Raw genomic sequence first — 26388 nt, 5'->3', positions numbered from 1 at the left:
CCTGTTTGACGGCGCTTGGTGTGCTGCTGCGGCATCCCTGAGTCGTTCGCACCAAAGAGACGCCTCATTCGATGGGAAAGCACACGTCGCAGACCGGTTCCTCCATGCCGGTGGTGTCCCAGTCGGCCCAGTAGGCCTCGCGTGGTGCGGCGCTGCGCACTAGCCCAGCTTCTTCAAGCCAGGCGTCAAAGGCATCGTAGATTTCGTCGATATCGGGGTATTCCAGTTCGGCTTTGGTAACGGTGACCCACGCTTCCCGATGGGCCTCAACGGTGCGGACAGCGACGTCAAGGGGGAGCACAGCGTCATCGATAGTGCCTCGGATCGGCTGGCATACCTCGACGGTTCCGTCATGTTCGGCAGTGAGACCATCGTGGTAAATGACAAACGGGGAGGCTTTGCCGAGGGTGGGATCACCGGGGGCAAGGCGCTCAAGAATCCCGAAGGCTTCGTCCATGAAGGGGCCGAGCTCATCAATGGACACCACCCGGATCATCGAAATGACCCGGCAGGCCTCGACCTCCCTGATATTGACCGTGCGATCCATTATTGACCTCCGTTTGGCCGAGGTGGCTCAGCCGGCTCCTTGCTTGTGCACGTCGAGTGGTTGGTGGATGCGGTGTCGCCGCTCTCGGAGGCCTGGCTTAGCGCGCGGTGGCGTCCGTATTCGTCAAGGGTTGGCATGCCGTAGGCGCGGGCGGTTTGGTCGTGCAACTCAATGACCTGGCGACGAATCCGTTCGGAGAATTGGTGGGCGATCTCGCCGGGAACAGGGTCCATAGGGTGTCCAATAGCCACGTGGACCAATGGACGTCCTTTTGGTAACCTGGCTTGCTCGGACGGCATAGCCGCCCATGCTCCTACTAAAGCAATCGGGATAACCGGAACCCCACGTGAAATAGCCAATGCGGCAGCCCCAGGTTTGAAGGTGTCCATTGCGCCGGTGCGAGACCGGGTGCCCTCCGGAAAGATCAGCAGGGGGACGCCATCTGTCAGCAGTGACCCAGCCATACCGCGGTGGGAACGGGGACTACGGGCACCCTGCTTACTTTTGCCTTTGCCTCGGTCGACCGGGAACGCGTTGAAGAAGAGCACCGGAGCGATGGCCTTCCACCAGGCGGTGAAGAAATAGTCAGCAGCGGCCCCGGTAGCTAGGTACTTTGACAGCCGCTTGGGAAGGGCCCCAAAAACGAGCGGCGCGTCGAGGTGGGAGGAATGGTTAGCGACGGCGACGTAGGCACCGTCGAGCCCGTCGAGGTTGTCGGCTCCGTGGACGCTCACTTTGACGACTTTCCACACCAAGGGACGCAGCAGAAGCATGTTCGCTGCCTGCCGCGTCACGGCGGACAGATCATTCGTGTACCGGCCCCGGTCCTTAGTGGGTTTGACGCTGGCCATCTCAGGCCTCGCCTCCCGGAGTGTGTCGAGGATGGTCGTCCTTGTCTCGAGACGAGGACAGAGTTCGTGACAGGAATCTCATAGCGGAACGTGGGGTATGTGTGGCCACTGCGATGAAGAACTTCCAGAGCGGGGTAGGAATGGATACTACCTTGTCATGGTCAAGGTCGTTGAGAGCCTCGCGTACCAGAACTTCGGCGTCGATCCAGAAAAAGTCCGGCAGATGGTTGGCGGTGACGTTGGCGCGTGAGTGGAATTCGGTGTGTACCCATCCCGGGCACAGCGCCATGGCCTTGACGCCGGTGCCGGCCAGCTCGTTGGACAGGCCCTCGGTGAAGGTGAGTACCCACGCTTTGATGGCTGAGTAATTGCCAGTGTTGATCCAAGCGCTTGACGAGGAAAGGTTGAGGATGGCCCCATGCCCTCGGGCCTTCATGGCCCGTCCTGCTGCTGCTGAGAGCACCAGGACTGCCTGCATCATGACCTCGACGGCGCGGTCGTGTAGTTCAAGGGCCTCAGGGTCGAGGATCTTGGCGTGCACTGCGAACCCAGCGTTGTTGACCAATAGATCGACGGGGTGGTTGGGGTCCTCCACCCGGGTGGCGATCTGGTCGACGTCCTCGCGGCGCGATAGGTCTGCTGCAATGGTCTCGACGGAAACTCCGTAACGGGCCTCAACGTCCGCCTTGATCGCGGCCATGCGCTCGGTATCGCGGGCGACGATGACGATGTCGTCGCCGCGGGCAGCCAGTTGGGTGACGAATTCGCGGCCGATGCCTGATGTTCCGCCCGTGACCATGCTCGTTGCCATACCGTCCAATCTACGGCACTGCGGGGATGGTCACCATCATCGCAGCGACTTTCATCAGCGTTCCGTCATAACGAACGTCGGACAGTCGCTACCTCATGGCACAGTATCGACATGACGAAGTGGATCATTGGCGGTCATGTTGACACCGCTGACGCCGTAACGCAGGCGGCAGCACGTGGAGCCGACATCGCTCAGATCAGCCTGGGCGATCCGAAGTCTTGGAAGAAGCCGGTGTGTGACTTTCCCGGCGGCTCGCTGGCGCTGCGGGAGGCCGCTGGGGAGGCTGGGCTGACGCTGGTTGTGCACTCTGCTTTCGTTATCAACGTCGCTTCCCTCAATAACCGTATCCGCATTCCTAGTCGCAAACTGTTGCAACAGACCCTGGATGCCGCTGCTGAAGTTGGGGCGATGGGGGTTGTCGTCCATGGTGGCCACGTGCGTGCCGGGGAGCCGATTGAGAAAGGTCAGGACAACTGGCGCAAGGCTATTGACGGCCTTGAAATGTCGGTGCCGCTATTCGTCGAAAACACCGCCGGTGGGGACAATGCGATGGCGCGGTTCCTGGAGAGGTTGTCGGGTACGTGGGAGGCCATCGGTGCCGCGTCAGGGCACGAGAACGTCGGGTTCTGTCTGGATACCTGCCACGCTTTCGCGGCCGGTCTCGACATGGCGAGTCTGGTCGACGATGTGCGTGGCATTACGGGTCGGATCAACCTGGTGCACGCTAATGATTCTCAGGGTGCTGTCGGGTCGGGGCGGGATCGCCACGCCAACCTGGGGGAGGGTCAGTGCGAGGCCGATACCCTCGTCGGTGTCATCCGTGCTGCGGAGGCCCCGGTCGTCGTCGAGACCCCAGGGGAGGCTGAGGGCCAGGCCCGCGACATCGCCTGGCTGCGTGAGCGCTTGTGACCGGCACCTGCGCGGGGTGATCGCAGGACATTACGATGGGGGGTTAGGTCGATACCGGTAAGGGAGAATGGTCATGGCAGCGAGCACACATCAGCCCGGTAGAGCTGAACTTGACCCGGCCGGGGAGCTTCTCGGTAAACCTGTACCGGGGGAGAACCTCATTGAGAGCCACCTCGCCCACATGTTCCGCGCCACGGTTACCAACCACGGGTTCCGTCCCGCTACTCGGGTTCGTCAGGGCGGTCAGTGGATTATCCGCACCTATGTGGAGACTGGGCGTCGCGTCGCCGGGCTCGCCCGAGCCTTTGTCACTCCCGGGCTGCTCACCGAGGATGGCCTGCAGCGCGGGGATCGTATTTCTCTGTTCGCCGGTAATTGCCCGGAGTGGATCGAGGCTGATCTCGCGGGCATGACGATTGGCGTGATCCCGGTGCCGATTTACCCGACGTCGACCCCTGATCAGATTGTTCACATCGTCACTGATGCTGGGGTGCGTGTCATCGTCACGGCTGGTCCCAAGGAGCTCGACCGTATTCTCGAGGCCCGCGATCAGATGCCCGGCCTTGAGACGGTGATCCTGATAAATCCGGCAGATCAGGTTGGTGATCATGACGGTTTGACGGTGCTGTCCCTGGAACAGGTGCGTCAGGCTGGGGTTTCGGAGGAGATACAGGCGGTCGTCGAGGAGCGCATGGGGCAGTCATGCCCCGACGATGTTGCCGCGTTGATTTACACCTCGGGAACCACGGGTGAGCCCAAGGGGGTCATGATCAGCCATCGGGCCGCGTTGGCTGAGTTGCAGGCACTTGACGCCTTCTTCGACGTCACCTCAGCTGATCACTCGCTGAGCTTCCTGCCGCTCTCGCACGCTCTGGAGTGGGGATGGTCGATGGCGGTGATTCGACATGGTTGCCTCAATACCTTCGTGCCCAACCCGAAAACGATCTCGGCAATGTTGACTGAGGTCCGCCCAACCCTTTTCGTCTCAGTGCCGAAACTGTACGAACAAGTCATGAGCGTGGCCCGTGAGAAGGTTTCTGATTCTCCGGCCAAGCTCAAAATCTTTGAGTGGTCAATACGGATTGGTCGTGAGTGGTGGCAAGCCGAGCAGGAGGGACGGCGCCCCGGCGTATCTTTACGAGCGCGTCACGGGGTTGCCGATCGTCTCGTCCTCAAGGCCATCCGTGACGCCATCGGTGGACCCAAGACTGTGCTTGCGGCCGGCGGAGCTCCACTGCGCAAAGAGGTCGAAGAGTTCTTCGCCGCCTGCGGGCTGTTGGTGTGCCAGGGATACGGGCTGACAGAGGCCTCCCCGCTGGTGAGCTTCAACTCTCCAGGCGGATACAAGTTCGGCACTGCTGGCAGGCCGCTAGTGGGTAGTCAGATGACAACGACTGAGGACGGGGAGATTCTCTACCGCGGTCCCAACGTCATGAAAGGATATTGGAAGGCCCCTGAGGCCACTGCCGCAGCAATCGAAGATGGCTGGTTGCACACTGGGGATATTGGGCACATCGACGAAGATGGTTTTCTCGTCATTACCGATCGCCTCAAAGACATCATTGTCACCCTTAACGGCAAGAATATTTCGCCTCAGCCGATCGAGAATTCGCTCATGAAGGACCCCCTCTTCGAACACGCGGTGTTGCTGGGCGATAACCGTCCGTGCCTGACTCTGCTCGTTAAGCCGTCGCTGCCTCAGGTAGAAGAGTTGGCCGAGAGGTTGCATATCACCTCAATGACGGGCCCGGAAATGCTACGTTCCGAGGAGCTAGCGGAGGAAATTCGTCGCCGGGTGGCCGAGATCACCGAGAAATTGCCTCATCAAGAGCAGATTCGTGATCTGCGAGTGTTGTGGGACGAGTTCACCACAGACAACGGACTGCTCACTCCAACCCTCAAGGTACGCCGACGTGAGGTGGAGAAGAGATTCACCGAGATCGTTGAAGAGATGTACGCGCGGCTTGCGGCCCGACGAAGGGCTGGTAAAAGAGACTCCAAGCACTGATTCGGGGGCGCGGGCGGGTTCGCTCGGCGTTGTTCCGTTGGCGCAGTGCGTCGGTGCGGTGCACCACGATCGGATCCATCTGCTGGGTGGTACCCGTGGAGCGTGTCAATTTTTGTCGGCACGAGGGTAGTTGCAGCACTACTGTGGCCCGCCCTCGCCTGGGCCGGGGTTTTTCGTCGCCAGGTCATGGGTCCCGGTGACAAGGCCAGGAGTAGAATCTTGATGAGTGCCGACCCCGCTGAACAAGGTGGCTTTCCGGGCGCCCACGTCGCCGTGTGATGGCTCGGTGCCGGTGGGGCTACGCCGGCCATGGAGGTCGGCGGCAACCATTCCAGCGCTCGCTGGCAGCCGGGCGAGCGCGCCCCCTCAACAAGGAGAACGATGAAGAAATACGTCGGAATCACAGCATGTCCGACCGGTATTGCCCACACCTACATGGCTGCCGAGAAGCTGGAGGAAACCGCCAAGGAGACCGGTAACCAGATCAAGGTCGAGACCCAGGGATCGATTGGTGTTGAGAACGAGCTCACAGCTGATGACATTCGCGAGGCTGATGCTGTGGTTGTTGCCGCCGACACTGAGGTCGATCTGTCCCGCTTCGACGGCAAGCGGGTCCTGGTAACCGGCGTTCAGGACGGTATTTCACGCCCAGCCGAGCTTTTGGAACAGGCCTTAACCGCTCCGACCCGTGGGGGCGCTGGGGCTGCCGAACCTTCCGACGAGCCAGCCGCCGAAACGGGAACTACCTCGGCCAGTAAGGATGGCAAGGAGTCCGTTGGTCACACCTTGTACACCGCCCTCATGGCTGGCGTGTCCCACATGATCCCGTTTGTGGTCTGCGGCGGCATCATGATTGCTCTGGCTTTGGGCATCGGTGGTAAACCTACTGCTGGTGGCGTCGCCGTTCCTGAGGACAGTTTCTGGCAGACTATCCTGCAAGTTGGCACGTTGGCCTTCTCCCTCATGATCCCGATACTCGCCGGTTTCATCGCCCAGGCCATTGCTGACCGTCCTGGTCTTGTCGTCGGTATGGTCTCCGGTTTCATCGCCAATAGCGGCGCACAGTTTCCCTACCTGACAACAACAGGCCCCGGTGGCACAAAGACCGGCCTCAATACCGGATTTATCGGTGCCATCGTTATCGGCTTCATCGCTGGCTACGTCGCCAAGTGGATGAGGAAGATCCCGTGGCACGAGTATGTCAAGCCGATCGTGCCGATCCTGATCGTCCCGATTTTCGGCACTGCGATCGTCTCGCTGCTGTACGTCTATGTGCTCGGCCGTCCGCTAGCTGCCCTGTTTAACGGGTTAACCCACTTCCTGGCCAGCATGACAACGTCGTCGATAACCGTCCTCGCTATCATCATTGGCCTCATGGTCAGCTTCGATATGGGCGGTCCAGTCAATAAGGTCGCCTTCCTCTTCGCCGGGGGCATGATTGCCGTTGATCAGGGCAAGGTCATGGGACTGGCCGCGGCTGCCATCCCGGTTGCCCCGCTCGGCATGGGCCTGGCCACTCTCATCGATCGTCGTCTGTTCACCAAGCAAGAGCGTGACGCCGGTATTGCTGCCCTCTTTATGGGCTTGTTTGGCATCACCGAAGGTGCGATCCCCCTTGCCGCGGCTGACCCAGCCCGCGTGATCCCGTCGAACATGGTGGGTGGAGCCGTTGCCGCTGTGCTGGCTGGCATGTTTGGCGTTCATGACGTCGTCATGCATGGCGGTCCGATTGTCGGTGTTCTCGGAGCGTGCAAGCCTCTGCTTGGGTTCTTTACGGCGATCCTCATTGGCGCTTTGGTGACGGCTTTCATGTCCCTGGCCCTCAAGAGAATTGCCGCCCGCAAGAAGGATCGCGCTGTCACCGCGTGAGTCACCTCGAAAGGAGTTATGACATGGCTACCATCGCAGATCTGCTTGACGAGAGATCTATCGATCTATCCCTCAGCTCAGGAGACAAGGACGACGCTATCGAGAGGATGGTCGATCTCGTCGATGCTAGTGGCGCCTTGCTTGACCGCGGCATGCTTATCAAAGCGGTCCGCGCCCGTGAGGAGGCAGGCACCACAGGACTCGGCGACGGCATCGCTATCCCGCACGGTAAGTGCGACGGTGTCGACCGCCCGGCACTGGCTTTTGCCCGTAGCAACGAGGGTGTGAGCTGGGGAGCCCCGGACGGTTCTTTGGCCAACCTGGTCTTCCTCATCGCTGTTCCCGAGGCTGCCGCTGGTAATGAACACTTGCGGATTCTCGCTTCGTTGGCGCGTTCCCTAGTCAAGGCTGATTTCCGTAACCAGCTCCTGGCTGCCCCTACTCCTCAGGAAGTTCGCGAGGTGCTGGCTGGCATCAGCGCCTGACATATTCCGGCCCAACGATGTTTGACGAAGTCGGGCGGGAGTGACCATTTTTGTCAGCTGGCCTGGGGGATGGGCACCACCGTTCCCCGGGCCGTGCCGTGTCGGGAATTTTCGCCATCGGATGAGTTGGACGGGGTGTGAATCACCGATCGGCAGGGTTCCCTAAACTGTGCAGCCATGGGATTGCGTGACCTGCTGATGAATCATGGGATGGCCGAGGGCGGCCTTGACCTCCCGGACGTCCTGAACGCTCTCGCTAAGGGTGCGGTACTCGTTGATGTGCGGACAGCTCGTGAGTATGAAGCCGGGCATGCGCCCGGGGCCCGGCTCGTTAATCCTAAGGAGTTGCTCGCTGACCCCTTCACCGCTGTGTATGGCGATGACCCGCTGGCTGAACCCAACCCCCATTTCATCCTGGTGTGTGACACGGGGTTTCGGTCCGGTCATCTGGTAGCTCCGGTGCGGGAAAAGGGCTACAACTGCGACTTTCTCGCTTCCGGGCTGCATGCTTGGCGCGCGGGTGGGGAGATTCTCATTCCTGGTCCGCCACGAGGTCGCTGAAGCTAACCTCGCGAAACGGGTGTCAGCGTCTGCGCCGCACTTCCTCCTTAACAGAGGCTATGTTCCACCCCGGCGTACTCCATAACAATCCCCACAAAAACATCTCCCTCTTACCGATCGGTGAGGGGGAGATGCGTCGTCATGCGTCAGCGGCGCGACTTATGGGTGGCCGTGACTGTCGTGGTGATGACTGCTCCCAGGCCGACGATCCCGGCAATTCCGGGTAGACCGATCGCGGGATCACCGCCGGTGGAAGGCAGCTGGTAGCGGCGGTGTGGGGTTGCGGAACGGTTCGATCCGTCGGTGTGGCCAGGTAGTGAGCGAGATCGGATGGGATCGCCATGTTGCAATAGCCGTAGCAATGTGTTGAATTCGGAGAACGGCGGGTAGCCCGGTATCCTTCTTCACTAGCTGCCTGTCATGACAGCTGGCCGATCGGGAAGACCCCGATCGGTGGCATTCGCCCTCCTGCCACGGGATGTACCCGTGGCCGCTGAGACCAGAGGAGGTGGAGTCAGCGTATGCGTAAGTACGAGGTCATGATCATCATTGATCCGACCGTCGAAGAGCGTCAGGTCGATTCCCTCATGGAGAAGTACCTGAAGGTCATCACTGACGAGAAGGGCACCGTCGACAATGTCGACGTGTGGGGCAAGCGTCGTCTCGCTTACGACATTCAGAAGAAGTCGGAAGGCATCTACGTCGTCGTCAACGCGACCTGCGAGCCCGCGACCATCCAGGAGTTGGATCGTCTTCTCGCCATCGACGAGAAGATTATGCGCACTAAGGTCATGCGTCCCGAGATCCACTGAGGATCGCGGGTCCCACAAGTCTGTTTGCCCTGTTTCCCAGGCGATACATGGGAGACTGTCCAGGGTGAACGGCACACTGGAACCAGTGATTGCAAACTACTAGAACTACTGCGATCTGGAGACTGACATGGCTGGCGAAACACCCATCACGGTGATTGGCAACTTAACCGCCGATCCTGAGCTGCGCTTCACCCCCAACGGGGTGCCTGTCGCGAACTTCACGGTGGCATCAACCCCGCGAACCTTTGACCGACAGACTAATGAGTGGCGTGACGGTGAGGCCATGTTCCTCAACTGCTCGGTGTGGCGCCAGTTCGCCGAGAACGTCGCTGAGTCCCTGTCCAAGGGAATGCGCGTCATCGTCAACGGCAACCTCAAGGCTCGCTCCTATGAGGACCGCAACGGCAACCGTCGCACCTCCTATGAGATTGACGTCATCGAGATTGGTCCGTCGCTGAAATTCGCTGCGGCGAAGGTTTCGCGTAACCAGTCCTCCGGCGGAGGTAACTGGGGTGGAAACTCCGCTGGTGGCCAAGGCGGTTGGTCTGGTGGCAATGGTGGCCAGGGTGGTAACTGGGGTGGAAACCCCGGGAACCAGGGGTCCTATAACAACGGTGACGCCAACCGTGGTGGTGGAGTCGATCCCTGGGCTTCAGCCCAGACCGACGAGCCCCCGTTCTGATCGGTAGGGCTACACCGCTGACAAGCGGCGTCATCAACAAACATCAGGTTCGGCGCCCCTATTCGGGGTCGCGGACAAGGCACATTCCGGCAAGAGCCGGGCTTTCATACGAAGGAGAGCACCACAATGGCCGGTCCACAGCGCAAGTCTGTGAACAAGAAGAAGGTCGTCCCCATCAAGACCGTGCATATTGGCGCGGTCGACTACAAGGACACCGCCCTGCTGCGCAAGTTCATCTCTGAGCGAGGCAAGATTCGCGCACGTCGCGTCACCGGGCTGTCTGTCCAGGATCAGCGCAAGGTCGCTATTGCGATTAAGAACGCACGCGAACTCGCACTGCTCCCGTACGCCTCGACGGCTCGCTGAGAAGGGGGAAGACATGAAGCTCATTCTCACTGCTCCGGTGGCCAAGCTCGGTGTCCCCGGTGACATCGTCGAGGTCAAGGACGGTTATGGCCGTAATTACCTGCTGCCGCAGAATTACGCCATCAAGTGGACGCGCGGTGCTGAGGCCCAGATCAAGGACATCACTCGCGCCCGTAAGGCTAAGGAGATCAAGTCCAAGGAGGAGGCTGAGCAGATCCGCTCGCAGCTGGAGCACCTGGTCGTCCAGGTGACTGTCCAGGTCGGCGAGAACGGTCGTCTGTTCGGGGCCGTGACTCCTGGCGATATTGCGCTGGCAGTCAGGAAGGCCGGTGGCCCCGCCCTCGAGAAGCGGTCCATCGAGATCACTAAGCCGATCAAGACCATCGGCAAGCACACTGTCGGCGTCAAGCTGCATGACGCTATTAAGGGTCACGTCACGGTCGAGACTGTTCCCGCCGCGTGATCTGACGTACACGCAGACATAAGGGAGGGCATCCAACTGGGTGCCCTCCCTTTGCTCCGTCACCACCGGCGAAAGTAAATGACGAAGTAATCTCATTACGGTGCTTCAGGGGTTTCGCGCGCGGCCGCCAATACCAAAGATGATGTGCCAACCCCAGGTAGCGATGGTGTTGAGTGCAGCTCGTCCGGCACTGTGCTCCTCGCGCTGTGTTTCACTTGCCACCGTTGGCACCTCCTTCAGCGTCGTGGTTGGAACGGGGCCCGTCCTTGAAGGAAAAGGTGACAGTGTTCACAGCTTTATAACACATGTGAGGGGGTGAGTTGTGACAGACGACGTCGACTGGCAGCCCGGTATTGTGTTCACCCACACCTTGTCCCTTACCCTCGACGACAAGGCCCAAGAGATCCTTCAAGGTATCCGGGACCAGCTCATGGCAGTTGGCGTACCTGTCTTGCACCAGCCAGCCCATATCACGGTCGCGGCGGTTTCGACCATGGAGGGAGTCGACTCTCATCTTGTTGATGTCGGGTGGCCCGAGAGAATCACGCTCACGAAATCATGTCGCCTTCCTAATTCCGACGGCGTCGTCGGGTTGTGCCCTCACGACCCCACCTCTTCTGACCCCGTGACGATTTTTGACACCTCGAGCGAGGGGAAGCCGAAATTGTGTTCCGCACCTCCCTCTGTTGGTAGTTTTCGCGCGCTGACCTGTCTACCGGAGGTCCTCCGGCGACCTCATGAGTTGCTGCACCGGCGGTTGGCTGCGGCGGGGGTCATCGCTTTCAACTATTACGGCCCTAAGTGGTGGAATCCCCACGTCACGATGGGGTATCAAGTTCCGCCCGAACTACAAGGGCGAGCCGTCAGAATTGTCGCTGGCGTGGGGTCTTTGGAAGTGGGGGTGGCAGGGGTCTCAGTCTGGCGGGTAGGTGATGGCCACACCTACCGTCTGTGGCCCTGACTAGGCGGCGAAAATCGCCGATCTCACGTACCGTCAGATTTCCCTCGCCACTGCGGGCTATCCGGGCATCGCCGCCTGGGTGCGGGCCTAGGCGGCGAGGAATCCATGGCCGCGGGAAATCATTAAGCGGGTGCGGATGACCCAGCCTTGAAGGCCTTCGGCACCGAGCTGGGGACTCGTAGCCAGGGGCGAGAGTGAGTAAGTGCGAAAAACGTCGCCTCGAGTAGAGAAGGGTCACTGAGATGATGCGGCGTGACCCGAGGTGACTTTTTTCGACACCTATCCACCGGTCACTGGCCTGCGCTTGGATCGCCCACATAACATTGAGACATGAACATGTCCGATGACATCCTCAAAGCTTTCAACGATCAGATCACCCTCGAACTCACTGCCGACATGACCTACCGCCAGTTGGCTATCGAGGCCGACGCACAGAATCTTTCCGGGATGGCTGCATGGCTACGCCATCAGGCTGACGAGGAGATCGTTCACGCCAACAAGTTCATTGATCACACCCTCGATCGCGGTAGCCATCCGCGTATCGGCACTATCGAGGCCCCTGAGGTTGAAGCCGGCCTCTCTGCACTGGAGATCTTCCAGGCTGCTCTGGCCCACGAGGAAAAAGTGTCTGAGGCTATTCGCGAGCTCTACCGTGCCTGCACCTCAGCTGGTGATATCGACGCGATTCCGCTGTTGCAGTGGTTCATCAATGAGCAGATCGAGGAAGAGGTGACCGTTGGCGAAATCGTCGGTCGCATTGAACTCATTGGGGACGACGGCCCGGGGTTGCTCCGTCTCGACGCCGAGCTTGGTTCCCGCAACGTGGAGTCCACCGAAAACGAAGGGTGACGTTAGACCTCTTTCGGGAAACGATATGCGCGGCCTGCGCCATGGTCGCTGTGCGGTTGTGGCGCGCGTAACGAACGGGAACCCGGTCCCGATCACGGCTGCCAATATGAGGTGACAGGGATGCGGACGTTGTCGCTCTCAGCGTCTAATGTGTGAGCCCGGGTGCACTGGCCCCCCATCCGCACGGCCCCCAATCGAGAGGTTTTCATCCGTGAACTGGCTGCACGCCATCATCCTCGGCATAGTCGAGGGCATCACCGAGTTCCTGCCTGTCTCCAGCACCGGACATCTGCGTATCGTGGAGAAGCTGCTGGGATACGACATCCAGGGTGCCGGGATCACTGCCTTCACCGCGATCATTCAGGTCGGTGCGATCATTGCCGCCATTCTGTATTTCTGGTCTGACATCGTGCGCATCGTCGTCGCATGGTGCAAGGGTCTGGCCCACAAAGAAGACCGTGACGACCCGGACTACACCCTCGGCTGGGGAATCATCTTGGGCTCGATTCCGGTAGGCGTCGTAGGGCTGGTATTCAAGGACGCCATCGAGACCACGCTGAGCTCTCTGTGGGTGGTCGCCATTGCTCTTATCCTCTGGAGCGGTGTGATGTGGTTGGGCGATCGTCAGTTGGGCCTCAACAGGGGCATGAAAGAGATTGGCATCGTCGACGCCATTGTTATCGGGTGTTTCCAGGCTCTGGCCCCGCTCTTTCCTGGTATCTCCCGTTCGGGTGCGACGATTTCTGCCGGTTTGTTCCGCAAGTTCGACCGTGCCACAGCCACCCGACTCTCATTCTTCATGGGCATTCCGGCGCTGGTTGCGGCCGGGATTTACGAGTCGGTCTCCGCCGCTAGTGACATTTCCATCGCTCAAGGTGGTGCTGTCGCGATCGGTTGGGGACCGACGATTCTGGCGACCATGGTCTCCCTCATCATGGCCTACGTTTCCATCGCGTGGCTGCTGAAGTTCATCTCGTCGAATAAGTTCACTGGGTTCATGTGGTACCGCGTCGTCGTGGGGCTCATCATGATTGGTCTGATTCTGTCCAACGTCGTCACCGCCTGACCTGAAATGCGACAAGTTTGGTGTGAGCAGGGAATGCCCCAGGTGGACGGCTCTTAGTCTCCCGACTCGGCCTCCATGGAGCGGTTGAAGTCCTGCTTTATTGCGCGCCAACCGTCAGCGTCGCGACCAGCGAACCAGTAGGCCGACAGGTGAATGCGGTCCCTGGGCAACCCACGTTCTAGCCGCAGATGGCGGCGCATCGGACGGACCATGGCGGCCTCTCCGTGAACGAAAGCGTGGGTGTTCTGGGGAAGGTCTAGGCCCTGGACGGTGGCGACGATCCCGTCGGGGTCGCGAGGCGCCGTCACGACGGTGACACGGTCGGTCAGGGGGAGGGGATAATCATGGCGGCCGTTGACACGAACGATGGTCGCTCGGGCCGATGTCGGCAGCGCGGCGAGGGCATTCGCGACCGCGGGGAGGGCCACCGCGTCGGCGACGGCGAGCAGGTGGCAGATGTCGTCGGGCGTCTGCCAATGACCGCCCGGCCCACGAACCGCGACTTGATCTCCCGGCTGGACGGCCTGGGACCACTGCATGCCGGGCCCACGATGGGCTTCGGCCCCGGCCTCAGGGCCAAACTGCAGGACGTCAATGCCCCACGACCCATCCTCGAACCACCTGCGCCGGGTGTATGTGCGTAGAAGCGGCAGTGCTGCATCGTCACGGACGGGTTGGCGCAAGTCAGAGCTATCAGCTGGCAGGACGATTTTGACGTGGTCGTCGACCGAGGTGATAGGTGGCATACCGCATGGCCCGAAGTCGATCGAAATGACATGGGGGATGTCATGGCGGACCTCGCGGATCCGTGCGAGACATTGGGTTTTGGCCATGGGGGTCAGGTTACAGCAATTACGAAACGGTTGAGTTTTTAAATGGGCGGAGGTCCTTGCCGAGCGGGGGTACCCGAGGGTCCGAAACAAGCTTCCTTGGGAGTTATCCACAGGGTTATCCACCAACTGGGGACAACTCACATGGATGTAATTTCAACCAATGTCGTTTCCGAGTTCAGCTTTCTGAGTCCTCATAGGGGTGGTGACGGTGCTGACCGAGGCGTGCTGCGAAAAATGTCAGCACAGCCGGGGAAGGGGCACTGGAGTGCCTGGTTCTGACGTTGGCTGACAAAAATCGCCGGGTAGCAGAGCGGTGTCCGTCGGGAGTGGGAAAGGGGTACAGGAGCAGGCGAGGCGTGAGGGGACCCCACATATAGGCGCTGATGTGTTGCCGCCGGGTGGACAATAGACCGGCAGCGAACTCAGGAGGTCAGGTCAGTGACGGTTCCAGAACTTTTCGGAGACCCGGATCAATGGCCTGACGACGACCTTATCGCGATCACAGGAGTGCTCAGCCCGCACCTAGTGTTGGCGGCCCTCCATGAAGGTGTCTTTCCTATGCCCATTACCGACGATGAGGTGTCGCAGGAACTCCGGGGTGCGACGGCGTGGTGGTCTCCCCTGCGCCGTGGCATCCTGCTGCCCGGCCGGCTTAAGGTTGCCCGCAGCTTGCGCAAAACGACCAAACACCACACGACGACCGTCGACCGTGCCTTTGATGAGGTCATTACGCGGTGTGCAGACCCGACGCGCCCCTATGCCTGGATTGACGATCGGGTTATGGAAGTCTACCGGTATCTCCATGATCGTGGGTGGGCCCATTCAGTTGAGACGTGGGACGCGCAAGGCCGTCTGGTAGGAGGCCTCTACGGCGTCAATGTTGGGGGATTTTTCAGTGGTGAGTCTATGTTTCACGACCCGGAGTATGGCCGTGATGCCTCCAAGACGGCTCTGATGAGGTTGGTCTGCGAACTCGGCCCTGGTCTCCTCGACGTGCAGTGGAGCACCCCACATTTGGCCAGTCTTGGCGTCATTGAGGTGGACCGTGCTGAGTACCTTGCCCTTCTTTCCGACGCCCTTGAGCGTCCGAGCCCACAGTGGACGAGTCCAGATGACCCAGCGTGGAATGGCGGTCACTTACTCGAGCGATTGCGAAAAATGCCCAACTAGCGGAGTCGCGGTTTCGAGACCGCAGTATGCGCAGCGGCTGCGGAAACGATATGTGGGCTCACAGCTTAAGTACAGAAAATGCCGATAATACTGACTCCGTAACGCGATTCGTACTGCTTGTAAGAAGCGGTCAGATGATGGCTCGAACGGCGATGATCGAACCGCTGTTGTCGTCGTTCCTCGAGCGGCCATCCGGGTACCTTGCTGGAAATCTTGCAGCATTTCACTTTCCGGAAAATTAATGTGTCGAGAATTGAGTCCCGTCTCGCGGAGGACCGCCTCGGTCAGTGCTGCTTCTCTACCGATACCATCGGCTATGTCGAGGACGAGAGGATGGTTGATGCACTGAAAAGGGACGTATCGAATCGGTCGATGTAGTGATCTTCCTTCGGTTCTATCAAAAGCTGTTTCACAAGGGGTTTTACCTTGCTAGAAGGGCCCAGCGTGGTCTGTGGTTTCAGTGGTGAGAACTATGCCGCAGTAGAGGAGTAGATTGTCCAGGTTGCTGGACAACAATGACGGCCTCGCCTTCCCGAAAGTCGCGCATTTTATCATAGTTAGGTTGTCGAAACAAGGGTTTGGAGAATTCGGTAGAAGTCGGTCGTCAGGATGGTTTGTGTGTGACTCTCTGGTCCGTATCGTTGAAGGCATCAACCGAGCCCGTTCGGTTCCCCGGCGGGGTGTGGTAGAAATTAAAACGAAGGGACATAAGAATGACGAATGACAAGACGCCTACGAACGCTACTATCGACGCTCTTTACGGCCGCAGTGTTGTTGACCAGTCCGGTAACAAGATCGGCGAAATCGGTCAGGTATACCTCGATGACGCCTCAGGCCAGCCGGCTTGGGTGACCGTCAAGACCGGGCTTTTCGGACGCAATGAGACCTTCGTCCCCTTCAAGGGCCTGGAGACCTCAGGCGACCAGATCCGCGCTCCCTACACCAAGGACAAGGTGAAGGACGCCCCGAACGTTGACCCCGACGGTCACCTCTCTGAGGACGAGACTGACGAGCTTTACCGTTACTACCCAGACACTTTCGCTTCGGATTCGAAGGCCGCCGATACAAACACCAACCAGGGTGTTGCTGGTCAGAAGGTTGCCAATACCGAATCTGCCGCTGATACCAAGGCTCAGACCACGGCTGATCAGAAGTCCCCGGTCGCCGAGGATGGTTCGGTCGTCCGCCATGAGGAGCGCCTCAACGTGGGCAAGGAGCGAGTCGAGACTGGACGCATGCGGATCCGCAAGCACGTCGTTCACGACACCGAGACCGTGGAGGTTCCGGTTGAGCGTGAGGAGATCCACGTCGAGCGCGTTCCCCTTGACGAAAGGGTCGCTGCTGACGATGCCAAGCTCTCCGAGGGCACCCAGGACATCGTGACCCATGAGGAGCGCCCGGTCGTCAATAAAGAGACTGTCGGCGTCGAGAAGATCAAGATTGGTAAGGAGGCCGTGCAGGACACCGAGACCGTGTCCGGCAAGGTTGCCAAGGAGCAGATCGACATCGATAACGCCAAGCACACCAAGTGATGTACTGACGACGGGTGAGGCTCAGGTCCCTACGACCTGGGCCTCTGTCTGCGTCGGGATGCCGTTAGGCCGGTAGGATCGGCCACATGATCGATCCCAAGCTCCTGCGAACGGATCCGGACGCCGTTCGCCGCTCCCAGGTCGCCCGCGGCGAGGACCCCTCGGTCGTGGACGACGTTGTCGCCGCAGATGAGGCTCGTCGTGAGGCTATTGCTGCCCATGAGAACCTGCGTGCAGAACAGAAGGGACTCGGCAAACGGATCGCTAAAGCATCCGGTGACGAGAAGGCGGAGTTGCTGTCCCGTACTAAAACGATTTCCGGTGAGGTTGCTGACCTCAAGAAGGCCGCGGACGAGGCAGACGCCAAGTTCACCGATATTGCCAAGACTCTCGGCAATGTCGTTATTGACGGGGTTCCTGCTGGTGGCGAGGATGAAGGTGTCATCAAGGAAACCGTCGGGACTCCCCGTGATTTTGCTGCTGAAGGATTCGAGCCCAAGGACCACCTCGAGATCGGTGAAGCCCTCGGCGCTATCGATATGGAGCGCGGCACAAAGATTTCTGGATCCCGGTTCTATGTCCTCACCGGCGTTGGCGCTCAGTTGGAATTCGCGCTGCTCAACCTAGCGATGTCCAAAGCGGCTCAGTGGGGATTCACCCCCATGATTCCGCCGGCCCTCGTCAAGCCGTCGGCTATGGAGGGCACTGGATTCCTCGGTCAAGCTGCCGATGACGTTTACTACTTGCCTAAGGATGACCAGTATCTTGTCGGAACCTCCGAGGTGGCTCTAGCGGCTTTCCATTCTGACGAGATTCTCGACGATGCCGAGTTGCCCAAACGCTACGTCGCCTTTTCTCCGTGCTATCGACGCGAGGCTGGCTCGTATGGCAAGGACACCCGCGGTATCTTTCGCGTTCATTGGTTCGACAAAGTCGAGATGTTCGTTTATTGCCTACCTCAGGAGGCTGAGGCCTGGCATGAGAAGTTGCTGAGTTTCGAGAAGGACTTCATCACCGCGCTACAAATCCCGTTCCAGGTGCTCGACGTTGCCTCCGGTGACTTGGGTCTGTCCGCTGCCCGCAAGTTCGATTGTTACGGCTGGCTGCCAACCCAGAACCGCTATCGTGAGATCACCTCGACGTCGAACTGCACTACCTTCCAGGCCCGACGCCTGTCTATTCGCCATCGCGGACCTGACGGCGTTGAACCCCTGGCCACTCTCAATGGCACCTTATGCGCGATGACTCGCATCATCATCATGCTGTTGGAGAACCACCAGCAGGCTGATGGCTCGGTGCGCATACCCGAGGCACTGCGTCCTTATCTGGGTGGGCGTGAGTTCATTGAGCCTGTGAAGTGAACGACGACCCGTACTACCGGGAGCTGCCCGACGGCACGATTAAGCAGGTTAACCCGTTTACCGGAACGAAAGTGTGGACGGTTCCGGGCCGCGGTGCGCGCCCACTGGGTAAGCCAGCCGAGCAAACTCGGGAATTGACCGACCATGACCGTCGTGCCGCGTGCGTGTTCTGTCCCGATAACTGTTTGTCTACGCCGCCGGAGAAGACCCGGCTGGTGAAGCGAGCGGGCGGCCTGGTGCGCGGTCATGATCTTATCCGTTGCGTTCCGGCTGACCGACTCGACGCGACGGTCCCGGAGTTTCGACGCGTCCCCAATCTTTTCGAGATTCTGTCGTGGCGGTATTGGCAGCTCAACTGGGGGATGAGCTTGCCTCGGGCGGCGCGGGACTGGCAGGAGGAATACCTGTCTAACCCGTCAGGGGAGGCCCACGTGAGGTCGGTCCTTAACGTCAAGTTCAAGGCGGTGGGGTCAGACCGGCGCGCCGAGGACCTCGGTCCCCAAGAATTACGCGAGGCTTCCGCAGCCTTCTTTGCCGGCGGACATGACGTCATCGTCGCTCGTCGCCATTACACCGATGAGGGCACGACAACCGCCGACGTTGCTGGGTCGGCGAGTCTTACCGTCAACGAGCATCGGGCGTTCATGGCGCTGACCGTCGATTCAATGGCTCAGCTGCATCGTCACAACGAACATGTGCGATATGTGGTGGTTTTCCAGAACTGGCTTAAGCCGGCTGGGGCTTCTATCGACCACTTGCATAAGCAGGTGGTGGCAATTGACGAGGTCGGTGCCGATAACGAGTCGGTGCTGCCGAAGGCTGTCCTCGACCCGGGCATTTTTAATCGATGGGGACCCGACTTTGCGGTAGAGCATGGTCTAGTGCTGGCCTGCAATGACGGCGCCGTCATGACGGTTGGATTCGGGCATCGCTACCCGTCGGTGGAGGTGTGGTCGACGAGCCGGGTTGATCAGCCCTGGCGGGTTGACGATGAGGGAATTGACGCCGTCTCAGATCTCCTGCATGCCGCGCACGTAGCCGTCAGCGACGATGTGCCTGCCAATGAGGAGTGGCATTACCGCCCGATGGGTACGGGAGTGCCGGTTCCGTGGCGGATCATCCTTAAGCTGAGAACCTCGACCCTGGCCGGATTTGAGGGCGGGACGAAGATTTACGTCAATACCATCTCACCGACGACGTTGGCCGCCATGCTGTTGCCGAAGTTGTTTGAGGCGCGGGCAGCTGGGCGAATCGCGGCGATGAACTTGGGGGACGAATGCGAGATCCCCAGGGGAGTGCTAGCCGTGACCCGGGAGAGGTGAGAGGTAGGCGCAGTTTAGCGCCCGAGCTCATACTCGATTGTGCATGGATCACCAGCACTGCGCGCAGTGATCATGGGACCCACATCGAGACCAGGTGGGGAAGTAGCTAGCCTGTGTTCATGGAACCCAGCCGGTCAACAATTACGGTACTTGAGGTATTGGGTGCTTTGTCTGAGCATGTTGAGCCACAATATGCAAGTGCCTTGGCGCGGCGGCTGGGCATTCCGAGAACTACGACGTACCGAATACTTGCTGCGCTCGTGAGCGAGGGCTACGCCGTCCATGATTCAGAGTTGGGTAGGTATTCGCTTGGCCCAGCGGCCTACGAGTTGGCTGCTGCGTACCAACGGCAGGAGCCGTTGCGCCGTGTGAGTCTCCCGATTATCGACCATCTTGTGGACGAAACCCATTCGAGTATTCATCTTGCATTACTTCGAGGATCTGAAGTCATATACGTTGTGGAGCAGCGTGGTATTCATACCCCCTCACTCATAACTGAGGTCGGTGTTCGACTCCCGGCTGAAATTACTGCGAGTGGGAGGGCGATGCTGTCCTGCCTGTCATGGACTCAAGTGGATGCGTTATATCCGAGTTCGGCTGAATTGTCGGCTGGTCATTCAAACTCGCCGACGTCGACTACTGAGCTTCATGCGATGCTCGCTGAAACACGAAAACGCGGGTGGGCACGCGAAATCGATTCGGTGACGGTCGGATGGTCGACTCTGGCTGTCCCAGTTGTAGATGTCTCGGGTTATCCGTTGGCTTCGCTTGCTACGACGTACAGAACGGCGCTTGAGAGCAGCCAGCTCGATCAGGCGCTCCTTAGCCATCTCTTCGCGGCTGCTCGAGCGATCCAGTATCGACTGGGTGCGCGCTGAGCTGCCGAAATTGATATAAAGATCACACTGTACAAGAAATTGCGTCAGATTTATCACTAAATTGTGGCGGTGTTTCTCATCTGGAACTGACTATTTCTTATGTGAAACAGCTGACGGTGTCACAGTATTGCGTGCTTTCGATGCTGCTTAGTATCTTGCTTTTTGTAAGAGAAATGCTGAAAGCAATGAAGCCGGAAGCGCGATCGATGATGATGTGGAGTCAGAATGCTGTATCACTTGTCAGAAGAGCATGAAATGCTGCGCCAGTTTGTTCGAGAATTCGCTGAGTCGCAGCTTGCTCCCAACGCTGCAGAAGTCGACGATAAAGGAGTATTTGCGCAGCAGCAGTATGATGCTCTCGTTGAGGCGGGTTTCGCGGCTCCTGGAATCCCAGAGCAGTATGGTGGCGACGGTGCGGATGCGATTGCGTCCGCAATAATCATGGAAGAGGTCGCTCGAGTCTGTGCGTCGTCGTCCACCGTCATATCGTCCAATGAGCTTGGTACCGTCCCTCTCCTCAAATACGGTAGCGAGGAGCAGAGGAAACGTTATCTTTCTGAAGTTGCTTCGGGTAAGGCACTTTTCGGATATGCGCTCTCCGAGGCTGATGCTGGATCAGATCCAGCTGCACTTAAGTGTCGAGCCGACGAAGATGGGGACAGTTTCGTCCTGAATGGCGTTAAGGCTTGGGTCACGGAGGCTGGCGAGGCCAAGTACCTGGTGGTATTTGCGGTTACTGACCCAGACGATCCGCGCCACAGAATCAGCGCGTTGATGGTCCATGCAGATGACCCAGGCATTAGCTACGGGGCTCCAGAGCACAAAATGGGGATACGCGGGTCAGTTACCAGGGAAGTGGTTTTCAAGAATACGCGTATCCCCAAGGAACGAGTAATTGGCCGTCGAGGGCACGGTCTGAGTGTTGCTCTAGGTACGCTTGATAACTCTCGTGTCTCGATTGCTGCTCAAGCAGTGGGAATTGCCCAAGGAGCTTTAGACATTGCCACGGATTACGTCCAGAAGCGCAAGCAGTTTGGCCAGCCACTGTCCAATTTTGAGGGAATCCAGTTCATGCTCGCAGACATGGCAATGCGTTTGGAGGCGGCGCGAGCGCTTACATACTCTGCAGCTGATCGTAGTGGGCGCCAGACTGACGATGTGAGTTACTTCGGCGCGGCGGCCAAATGTTTCGCTTCCGACACAGCGATGGCAGTGTGCACAGATGCAGTTCAGCTGCTCGGTGGCATCGGCTATTCCAAGGATTCTGCTGTCGAGCGGATGTTCCGGGACGCCAAGGTAACACAGATCTACGAGGGCACGAACCAGATCCAACGGATCGTTATCGCGCGTCAGCTGTTTAACCGGTCACGCTGACGTCTGTGTCCGGGATGAGTAAGAAAGGAACTTGATCGTGTCCAAAGGTGTGCTCGAGGGAGTCAAAGTTCTCGATCTCTCGCGTGTCCTGGCAGGCCCGTACTGCGGTGCTTTCCTTGCAGATCTAGGTGCTGATGTGGTCAAAGTCGAGGCACCGAATGGTGATGACGCGCGCCATTTGGGACCTTTCAAGGGCGAGGAGAGCGTGTACTTCGCTGAATTGAACCATGGTAAACGGAGCGTCGTCCTGAATTTCAAAGATCCCAAGGACCACGAGCGTTTCATGAAGCTCGTTGAGCATGCAGACGTCGTGTTGGAAAACTTTCGACCTGGGGTCACGAAGCGTTTAGGAGTGGATGCAGAAAGTGTGCACAAAACCAATTCGCGAATAATATACGCCAGCATTTCGGGCTTCGGTCAAGAGGGGCCGTTCCGAAATCGTCCCGCGTATGATCTCATTGTACAGGCGATGAGCGGAATCATGGCTGCCACGGGTCCTGAAGGAGGAAAGCCGACACGCGTCGGTGAATCACTGGGCGACGTCGTTTCAGGGATTTTCGCCGGATGGGCGATTTGTGCAGCACTGTATGAGCGTGAGCGTACTGGGGTCGGTCGTACTGTCGACGTTTCAATGTTCAACTCTTTGCTTGCGTTGCAGGTGACTAATCTGAGTCTCCTTCTTGCCGATGGAAAATTGCCGGGACGAATCGGAAATCGTCATCCGGTTTCGGTTCCATTCGACACCTACCCTGCTAAGGGCGGACTGGTTGCCTTGGCAGTGGCAAACGATCGAATTTGGGCACGCTTGGCCGACCTCATGGGAAGGCCGGACCTTGGTACCAACGATGCCTATCTCGGTGATATGAACCGCGCGAATAAACGACAAGAGCTCACGCAGTTGGTGTCCGGGTGGACGCAGACGATGACCGTTGCCGAACTGTTGCGGAAGACCGAGGAAGCAGGTGTCCCTGCTGCACCCATCTGGGATCTCAAAGAGGCGCTTGAAAGTGAGCATGTGGTTGCGCGCCATTCGCTCGGTCACTTCACACACCCGGAGCTCGGAAAGATGCCGTACCTACGATTTCCGGCGGACTTCGGGTGCGGCGATCTGGAGGTGTCGTCGGAACCGTCGCCTCGTTTGGGTGAACAGACAGCGGGAGCCGTCGCCGCTGAGTGGGGCCGATCGGCGAATGACGACAGATGAATGTCTGACGCGGGGTTCGTGAAGTTCGCGGGAGTTTTGTCTGCCATCCGCTAAGTGACTGATGACCATAATCGGACCGATATTATCTGTCGGCCAGAAGGGAAAACCCATGACAATTGCTGTGGCATATAAAGTAGCCGCTAATCCGCAGGACGCACGTGTAGAACCGGATGGGAGGATCGATTGGTCCCGCGGGAAACTCGGCATCAGTGACTATGATCCGGTCGCGATTCAGGTTGCCAGAGAGGCGGCCGATGTTTCTGGTACCGAACTTGTGGGTGTCAGTGTTGGAACGGTCGCAGCGACTGCTGCCAAGGAGAAGAAAAACGTCTTGGCTCGTGGTCTGGATCGAGTTATGACCTTGGGGGACGACAAGACGAGTGAATGGTCGAGCGTCCAGGTTGCGGGCGCGCTCGCGGCTCTCATCCAACGAATCGGGGGTGTCACTTTAGTCGTTACTGGAGATGCGTCTGTTGACGAGGGTGCGCAATTGATGCCTGCGCTTGTTGGAGCTCGCCTCGGATTTCCTACTTTCCTGGAAGTCACGCACGTCGAGCCTTCTGGAACGGGTTGGCAAATTACGCAAAACTACGACGGTGGTAGCCGTGTTGTCCGCACGGATGGTGCTGCGGTTATTGCCACCACTCCAGATGCGACGACTCCGAAAGCGCCGGGAATGAAGGACATTCTTAAGGCGGCGAAGAAGCCGATTGAGGATGTGAAGTGCTCCGAGTTGGATCTTTCGCGGGCAACGGTGAATGTTGTCTCGCGTGGGCCAGCTCCGGTGAAGGAGCGGAAGCATCAAGTTTTCAGTGGGGATGGTGCTGCTGCCCAACTTGTTGCTGCACTCCGTGATGCATCGGTCATTTGACAAGAATTAAACAGGCGTGAAAGGGAGTCTTGATGTCGACGAGTTGGATTGTCACTGCGCAGCCAAACATTTCTCATATGCTGGAGTTGGCTGGCCAGAGAGGTGACAGCACGGTCGTAGTGACTGTTGGTGTGGCTGCCGATCGTTTTTCCGGGGCCGATCGCGTTGTTCAGATTGAACTTCCGGCAGCGGTGCCGGTCGAGGCGGTGGCTGGATTCGCGGCGGAACAGGTCGCAGCTGAGCCCGGCGATGTGGTCCTCGCTGGCACTTCTTCTGCGGACCGTGTTCTCGCAGCTGCGGTGGCTGTCCAGCTTGATGCACCCACTTATCGTGGTCTGCAAGAGCTGGAAGCTGGCAAGGCTACTGTGCTGCAGTTGGGTGGTGTGTTGGAGCAGACGCTCTCGCTTTCCATGCCGATCGTGTTCGTGTGCGAACCTGGGGGGCCATCTGAGGGACCATGCCCTGAGCTGACGCAGGTGAGCGCAACCGTAGATGGGGCCACCGTGGTCTCCAGTGACAAGGCTGGTAGCCAGGCCACGAATCTGGCTGCTGCGAAACGCATCGTTGCTTGTGGACGCGGTTTTCGTGAGGAGGCAGACCTTCATATTGCGCATGACTTGGCTGCACAGTTAGGTGCGGAGCTCGCGTGCTCGCGTCCTCTAGCTGAAGGGGTGAGCTGGTTTGAGAAGAAACTCTACGTAGGAATCTCCGGAGCACAGGTTTCACCTAAGCTCTACATTGCGGTGGGAATTTCTGGCCAGCTGCAGCATGTTGTCGGCATGAATAAGTCCCAGACTGTCGTCGCTATCAATTCGGATTCAGATGCGCCTATTTTTGAGCAGGCTGATTATGGAATTGTCGGAGACCTCTATGCAGTTCTTCCCGAGCTGACAAAGGCATTGGCGCGATGACTGGGATCGCAGAACTGTTGCGGGGTGTGGGCGCCCAGCCTTCGGAGGCACCGCCGCCGTTGTGGGATGTCCCAGGCGTTGAGCCTGATTTCGATGTCATTGTCGTCGGGGGCGGTGTGGCTGGTGCCGTCGCGGCGTACGAGCTAGCTGGTGAGGGCCACGAAGTACTCCTTGTCGAGCGTGGCCAAGAACCTGGAAGCAAAAATCTCTCAGGAGGTGTTCTTTACTGTCGGGTCCTTGAGGAGATATTTCCGAACTTCCTTCGAGATGCTCCGGTCGAGCGCAAGATCACTCGCAATCAACTGATGTTTCTGAATAGGGATTCATCTGTTGCAGTTGATTATCGAGATGCGCGACTCGTGGACCCCGTTAACGCTGTTACCGTCCTCCGGGCGAAACTTGATTCGTGGCTGTCGGAAAAATGCGAGGAAGCCGGCGTCACTGTGATGTCAGGTGTTCGCGTTGACTCGTTGATCGAGCGTGATGGGCAGTTCGTCGGCGTTCGAGCTGGTGACGATGAGTTGTATTCGCGCGTGGCCATTGCTGCAGACGGCGTGAATTCATTTCTGAGTCGTGACGCTGGACTCCGTGGACCGGAGCCTAAGAACAATCTGGCCGTAGGTGTGAAGTCGGTCATTGGCCTTGACCCGAAAGTCATCGAGGAACGGTTCCAGGTCAAGAACGGCGAGGGGGCAGCGTACGCGGTCGTTGGCGGCTGCACGAAAGGTATTGGGGGAGGTGGGTTCCTTTACACGAATATAGACAGCGTGTCAGCCGGGGTCGTCCTACGGTTGGATGATTTGGAAAGGAGTGGGGAGTCAAGCTCGCAGCTGCACGACCACTTCTTGACTCACCCGGTTGTTTCGCCACTCCTAGCGGGCGGCGAATTGCTGGAGTACGGCTGCCATCTTGTAGCTGAAGGTGGTGCCAGTATGCAGCACGACCTGGTTGCACCAGGGCTCTTGATCGTCGGCGACGCTGCTGGCTTTACGCTGAACACGGGGTTTACGGTACGGGGGATGGACCTCGCTGCAGGTTCTGCCCTCGCCGCTGCGAAATCGGTTGATCTAGCCTTGCGTAACCATGATGTCGGTCATGGGGCCCTGGATGGTTATGTCTCCACTTGCAATGAAAGTTTCGTGGGTCGCGACATGAATACTTACCGGAACGCCCCGGCATTCCTGGAATCTCCAGAAATGTACAACGATGTCGGTAAACTCGCGGCGGACGTGATGTATCAGATTTATGGTCTCGATATGACCCCTCGAAAACACTTACTTCCGACGGTAGCCTCTGCGGTGAGGTCATCGAACCTGAGTTTTTCCCAGCTCGCCTCAATCGGGTTCAGGGCAATGAGGGCATTGTGATGACAGCAAAAAGTGATGGTTTCGGATCTGTGGCCAGTCGTCTTGCAAGAAATCATTATGACGTGGATGAGGACAACAGCCACATTCATGTTAATCAAGACATTGCGCGCAGAACAGGGACGGGAAAGCTATTGGTACGAGTGTGCCCGGCGCACGTGTACTCAGAGGAGCCCGATGGCACTATTTCCGTGGAGTACGCAGCGTGTCTGGAGTGTGGCACTTGTCTGGCGGTTGCTGCGCCAGGGTCGCTTGAATGGCACTATCCCGCAGGTGCAATGGGTATTTCGTTCAGAGAAGGATGAAGTCCTTGTGGGCGACTGTAAAG

General features: G+C 58.7%; 29 protein-coding genes and 3 pseudogenes. 24 read left to right on the top strand and 8 right to left on the bottom strand.

What is annotated here, in order from left to right:
• Nucleotides 1–64: 64 nt before the first annotated feature.
• The 3 genes from LRP59_RS01315 to LRP59_RS01305 are packed head-to-tail and all read right to left on the bottom strand — an operon-like array spanning nt 65 to nt 2209.
• Nucleotides 65–547: a GyrI-like domain-containing protein gene (locus LRP59_RS01315; RefSeq protein ID WP_002514185.1), complete on the bottom strand. Its 483-nt coding sequence runs from the start codon at nt 545–547 to the stop codon at nt 65–67.
• Complete coding sequence (locus LRP59_RS01310) at nt 547–1398, bottom strand: lysophospholipid acyltransferase family protein (RefSeq protein WP_002514184.1); 852 nt, start codon at nt 1396–1398, stop codon at nt 547–549. Before LRP59_RS01310 ends, LRP59_RS01315 begins: the two co-directional genes overlap by 1 nt.
• A gap of 1 nt (nt 1399) precedes the next feature.
• The gene (locus LRP59_RS01305; protein ID WP_002520822.1) at nt 1400–2209 is read right to left on the bottom strand and encodes an SDR family oxidoreductase; all 810 of its coding nucleotides are present in this window, start codon (nt 2207–2209) and stop codon (nt 1400–1402) included.
• Between the two features lie 111 nt (nt 2210–2320).
• Between LRP59_RS01305 and LRP59_RS01300 the strand changes: the two genes are divergently transcribed.
• Nucleotides 2321–3118, top strand: coding sequence for a deoxyribonuclease IV (locus LRP59_RS01300; RefSeq protein ID WP_002514182.1), 798 nt, complete (start codon nt 2321–2323; stop codon nt 3116–3118).
• Between the two features lie 67 nt (nt 3119–3185).
• Nucleotides 3186–5126: a long-chain fatty acid--CoA ligase gene (locus LRP59_RS01295; protein ID WP_002520821.1), complete on the top strand. Its 1941-nt coding sequence runs from the start codon at nt 3186–3188 to the stop codon at nt 5124–5126.
• A gap of 138 nt (nt 5127–5264) precedes the next feature.
• Here LRP59_RS01295 and LRP59_RS01290 read toward each other — a convergent pair whose 3' ends face one another.
• On the bottom strand, nt 5265–5456 hold the full coding sequence (locus LRP59_RS01290) for a hypothetical protein (protein ID WP_002514180.1): 192 nt from the start codon (nt 5454–5456) through the stop codon (nt 5265–5267).
• A 51-nt stretch (nt 5457–5507) separates the two neighbouring features.
• Between LRP59_RS01290 and LRP59_RS01285 the strand changes: the two genes are divergently transcribed.
• The 3 genes from LRP59_RS01285 (at nt 5508) to LRP59_RS01275 (ending at nt 8041) form a co-directional block, all read left to right on the top strand.
• Nucleotides 5508–6995: a PTS fructose transporter subunit IIC gene (locus tag LRP59_RS01285; RefSeq protein WP_002520819.1), complete on the top strand. Its 1488-nt coding sequence runs from the start codon at nt 5508–5510 to the stop codon at nt 6993–6995.
• A gap of 23 nt (nt 6996–7018) precedes the next feature.
• Complete coding sequence (locus tag LRP59_RS01280) at nt 7019–7480, top strand: PTS sugar transporter subunit IIA (RefSeq protein WP_002514178.1); 462 nt, start codon at nt 7019–7021, stop codon at nt 7478–7480.
• 177 nt (nt 7481–7657) lie between these two features.
• Complete coding sequence (locus tag LRP59_RS01275) at nt 7658–8041, top strand: rhodanese-like domain-containing protein (protein WP_002514177.1); 384 nt, start codon at nt 7658–7660, stop codon at nt 8039–8041.
• Nucleotides 8042–8187: 146 nt separating this feature from the next.
• Here LRP59_RS01275 and LRP59_RS01270 read toward each other — a convergent pair whose 3' ends face one another.
• Nucleotides 8188–8391: a hypothetical protein gene (locus LRP59_RS01270; RefSeq protein WP_002516461.1), complete on the bottom strand. Its 204-nt coding sequence runs from the start codon at nt 8389–8391 to the stop codon at nt 8188–8190.
• Nucleotides 8392–8562: 171 nt separating this feature from the next.
• Here LRP59_RS01270 and rpsF point away from each other — a divergent pair, with 171 nt between their 5' ends.
• The 5 genes from rpsF (at nt 8563) to LRP59_RS01245 (ending at nt 11325) form a co-directional block, all read left to right on the top strand.
• Nucleotides 8563–8853 (top strand): 30S ribosomal protein S6, encoded by a 291-nt coding sequence (gene rpsF / locus LRP59_RS01265; RefSeq protein ID WP_002514175.1) that lies wholly within the window; start codon nt 8563–8565, stop codon nt 8851–8853.
• A 127-nt stretch (nt 8854–8980) separates the two neighbouring features.
• The gene (locus LRP59_RS01260) at nt 8981–9535 is read left to right on the top strand and encodes a single-stranded DNA-binding protein (protein ID WP_002514174.1); all 555 of its coding nucleotides are present in this window, start codon (nt 8981–8983) and stop codon (nt 9533–9535) included.
• A 126-nt stretch (nt 9536–9661) separates the two neighbouring features.
• On the top strand, nt 9662–9901 hold the full coding sequence (gene rpsR / locus LRP59_RS01255; RefSeq protein WP_002514173.1) for a 30S ribosomal protein S18: 240 nt from the start codon (nt 9662–9664) through the stop codon (nt 9899–9901).
• A 13-nt stretch (nt 9902–9914) separates the two neighbouring features.
• The gene (gene rplI, locus LRP59_RS01250; protein ID WP_002514172.1) at nt 9915–10364 is read left to right on the top strand and encodes a 50S ribosomal protein L9; all 450 of its coding nucleotides are present in this window, start codon (nt 9915–9917) and stop codon (nt 10362–10364) included.
• Nucleotides 10365–10686: 322 nt separating this feature from the next.
• Nucleotides 10687–11325, top strand: a complete 639-nt coding sequence (locus LRP59_RS01245; protein ID WP_002514170.1) for a hypothetical protein — start codon at nt 10687–10689, stop codon at nt 11323–11325.
• Nucleotides 11326–11412: 87 nt separating this feature from the next.
• Here LRP59_RS01245 and LRP59_RS01240 read toward each other — a convergent pair.
• Nucleotides 11413–11644: pseudogene (locus LRP59_RS01240) on the bottom strand (hypothetical protein).
• Nucleotides 11645–11655: 11 nt separating this feature from the next.
• Here LRP59_RS01240 and LRP59_RS01235 point away from each other — a divergent pair.
• On the top strand, nt 11656–12174 hold the full coding sequence (locus tag LRP59_RS01235) for a ferritin (protein WP_148378635.1): 519 nt from the start codon (nt 11656–11658) through the stop codon (nt 12172–12174).
• A gap of 211 nt (nt 12175–12385) precedes the next feature.
• On the top strand, nt 12386–13240 hold the full coding sequence (locus LRP59_RS01230; RefSeq protein WP_002514168.1) for an undecaprenyl-diphosphate phosphatase: 855 nt from the start codon (nt 12386–12388) through the stop codon (nt 13238–13240).
• 53 nt (nt 13241–13293) lie between these two features.
• Here the strand turns inward: LRP59_RS01230 and LRP59_RS01225 are convergent, their stop codons facing one another.
• Both LRP59_RS01225 and LRP59_RS01220 read right to left on the bottom strand, forming a co-directional pair.
• Nucleotides 13294–13779 (bottom strand): siderophore-interacting protein, encoded by a 486-nt coding sequence (locus LRP59_RS01225; protein ID WP_254935088.1) that lies wholly within the window; start codon nt 13777–13779, stop codon nt 13294–13296.
• Nucleotides 13777–13986: pseudogene (locus tag LRP59_RS01220) on the bottom strand (sialic acid synthase); the annotation flags it as partial. The gene LRP59_RS01225 and the pseudogene LRP59_RS01220, both read right to left, overlap by 3 nt.
• Nucleotides 13987–14511: 525 nt before the next feature.
• Here LRP59_RS01220 and aat point away from each other — a divergent pair.
• The 12 genes and pseudogenes from aat to LRP59_RS01165 all read left to right on the top strand — a co-directional run bounded on the left by aat (nt 14512) and on the right by LRP59_RS01165 (nt 26365).
• Entirely contained in the window at nt 14512–15243 is a 732-nt protein-coding gene (gene aat / locus LRP59_RS01215) for a leucyl/phenylalanyl-tRNA--protein transferase (RefSeq protein WP_148378632.1), read from the top strand.
• Between the two features lie 201 nt (nt 15244–15444).
• Nucleotides 15445–15710 (top strand): annotated as a pseudogene (locus LRP59_RS12060) (prephenate dehydratase).
• A gap of 246 nt (nt 15711–15956) precedes the next feature.
• Nucleotides 15957–16775 (top strand): DUF2382 domain-containing protein, encoded by an 819-nt coding sequence (locus tag LRP59_RS01210; RefSeq protein WP_002514165.1) that lies wholly within the window; start codon nt 15957–15959, stop codon nt 16773–16775.
• Nucleotides 16776–16861: 86 nt separating this feature from the next.
• A complete protein-coding gene (serS, locus tag LRP59_RS01205; RefSeq protein WP_002514164.1) occupies nt 16862–18136 on the top strand; it encodes a serine--tRNA ligase in 1275 nt (424 codons plus the stop codon).
• A complete protein-coding gene (locus LRP59_RS01200) occupies nt 18133–19458 on the top strand; it encodes a DUF4921 family protein (RefSeq protein WP_002514163.1) in 1326 nt (441 codons plus the stop codon). The genes serS and LRP59_RS01200 overlap by 4 nt, the downstream gene beginning before the upstream one ends.
• 119 nt (nt 19459–19577) lie before the next feature.
• Nucleotides 19578–20336: an IclR family transcriptional regulator gene (locus tag LRP59_RS01195; protein WP_002520811.1), complete on the top strand. Its 759-nt coding sequence runs from the start codon at nt 19578–19580 to the stop codon at nt 20334–20336.
• A gap of 225 nt (nt 20337–20561) precedes the next feature.
• A complete protein-coding gene (locus LRP59_RS01190) occupies nt 20562–21710 on the top strand; it encodes an acyl-CoA dehydrogenase family protein (RefSeq protein ID WP_002514161.1) in 1149 nt (382 codons plus the stop codon).
• 37 nt (nt 21711–21747) lie between these two features.
• A complete protein-coding gene (locus tag LRP59_RS01185) occupies nt 21748–22914 on the top strand; it encodes a CaiB/BaiF CoA-transferase family protein (protein ID WP_002514160.1) in 1167 nt (388 codons plus the stop codon).
• 109 nt (nt 22915–23023) lie between these two features.
• Nucleotides 23024–23785 carry an electron transfer flavoprotein subunit beta/FixA family protein gene (locus LRP59_RS01180; protein ID WP_002514159.1) on the top strand — a complete coding sequence of 254 codons (762 nt, stop codon included), beginning with the start codon at nt 23024–23026 and terminating at the stop codon, nt 23783–23785.
• A 77-nt stretch (nt 23786–23862) separates the two neighbouring features.
• Nucleotides 23863–24696 carry an electron transfer flavoprotein subunit alpha/FixB family protein gene (locus LRP59_RS01175; protein WP_002520807.1) on the top strand — a complete coding sequence of 278 codons (834 nt, stop codon included), beginning with the start codon at nt 23863–23865 and terminating at the stop codon, nt 24694–24696.
• A complete protein-coding gene (locus tag LRP59_RS01170; RefSeq protein ID WP_148378629.1) occupies nt 24693–26063 on the top strand; it encodes an FAD-dependent oxidoreductase in 1371 nt (456 codons plus the stop codon). Before LRP59_RS01175 ends, LRP59_RS01170 begins: the two co-directional genes overlap by 4 nt.
• A complete protein-coding gene (locus LRP59_RS01165; protein WP_002531483.1) occupies nt 26063–26365 on the top strand; it encodes a ferredoxin family protein in 303 nt (100 codons plus the stop codon). Before LRP59_RS01170 ends, LRP59_RS01165 begins: the two co-directional genes overlap by 1 nt.
• The last annotated feature ends 23 nt before the right edge of the window (nt 26366–26388 follow it).

This window comes from Cutibacterium sp. 37298, from assembly GCF_023838685.1.
Lineage (GTDB): Bacteria > Actinomycetota > Actinomycetes > Propionibacteriales > Propionibacteriaceae > Cutibacterium > Cutibacterium acnes.
Note: the sequence above shows the minus strand (reverse complement) of the source record. Positions and strands in the feature narration are given on the sequence as shown.

Coding starts and splice junctions, on each gene's coding strand:
- LRP59_RS01290 (WP_002514180.1), bottom strand. CDS start 5,456: ATGGTTGCCGCCGACCTCCATGGCCGGCGTAGCCCCACCGGCACCGAG.
- LRP59_RS01235 (WP_148378635.1), top strand. CDS start 11,656: ATGAACATGTCCGATGACATCCTCAAAGCTTTCAACGATCAGATCACC.
- rpsR (WP_002514173.1), top strand. CDS start 9,662: ATGGCCGGTCCACAGCGCAAGTCTGTGAACAAGAAGAAGGTCGTCCCC.
- LRP59_RS01305 (WP_002520822.1), bottom strand. CDS start 2,209: ATGGCAACGAGCATGGTCACGGGCGGAACATCAGGCATCGGCCGCGAA.
- rpsF (WP_002514175.1), top strand. CDS start 8,563: ATGCGTAAGTACGAGGTCATGATCATCATTGATCCGACCGTCGAAGAG.
- LRP59_RS01285 (WP_002520819.1), top strand. CDS start 5,508: ATGAAGAAATACGTCGGAATCACAGCATGTCCGACCGGTATTGCCCAC.
- LRP59_RS01180 (WP_002514159.1), top strand. CDS start 23,024: ATGACAATTGCTGTGGCATATAAAGTAGCCGCTAATCCGCAGGACGCA.
- LRP59_RS01225 (WP_254935088.1), bottom strand. CDS start 13,779: ATGCAGTGGTCCCAGGCCGTCCAGCCGGGAGATCAAGTCGCGGTTCGT.
- LRP59_RS01175 (WP_002520807.1), top strand. CDS start 23,863: ATGCTGGAGTTGGCTGGCCAGAGAGGTGACAGCACGGTCGTAGTGACT.
- LRP59_RS01170 (WP_148378629.1), top strand. CDS start 24,693: ATGACTGGGATCGCAGAACTGTTGCGGGGTGTGGGCGCCCAGCCTTCG.
- rplI (WP_002514172.1), top strand. CDS start 9,915: ATGAAGCTCATTCTCACTGCTCCGGTGGCCAAGCTCGGTGTCCCCGGT.
- LRP59_RS01210 (WP_002514165.1), top strand. CDS start 15,957: ATGACGAATGACAAGACGCCTACGAACGCTACTATCGACGCTCTTTAC.
- LRP59_RS01295 (WP_002520821.1), top strand. CDS start 3,186: ATGGTCATGGCAGCGAGCACACATCAGCCCGGTAGAGCTGAACTTGAC.
- LRP59_RS01190 (WP_002514161.1), top strand. CDS start 20,562: ATGCTGTATCACTTGTCAGAAGAGCATGAAATGCTGCGCCAGTTTGTT.
- LRP59_RS01315 (WP_002514185.1), bottom strand. CDS start 547: ATGGATCGCACGGTCAATATCAGGGAGGTCGAGGCCTGCCGGGTCATT.
- LRP59_RS01300 (WP_002514182.1), top strand. CDS start 2,321: ATGACGAAGTGGATCATTGGCGGTCATGTTGACACCGCTGACGCCGTA.
- LRP59_RS01165 (WP_002531483.1), top strand. CDS start 26,063: ATGACAGCAAAAAGTGATGGTTTCGGATCTGTGGCCAGTCGTCTTGCA.
- LRP59_RS01195 (WP_002520811.1), top strand. CDS start 19,578: ATGGAACCCAGCCGGTCAACAATTACGGTACTTGAGGTATTGGGTGCT.
- LRP59_RS01260 (WP_002514174.1), top strand. CDS start 8,981: ATGGCTGGCGAAACACCCATCACGGTGATTGGCAACTTAACCGCCGAT.
- LRP59_RS01280 (WP_002514178.1), top strand. CDS start 7,019: ATGGCTACCATCGCAGATCTGCTTGACGAGAGATCTATCGATCTATCC.
- LRP59_RS01275 (WP_002514177.1), top strand. CDS start 7,658: ATGGGATTGCGTGACCTGCTGATGAATCATGGGATGGCCGAGGGCGGC.
- serS (WP_002514164.1), top strand. CDS start 16,862: ATGATCGATCCCAAGCTCCTGCGAACGGATCCGGACGCCGTTCGCCGC.
- LRP59_RS01310 (WP_002514184.1), bottom strand. CDS start 1,398: ATGGCCAGCGTCAAACCCACTAAGGACCGGGGCCGGTACACGAATGAT.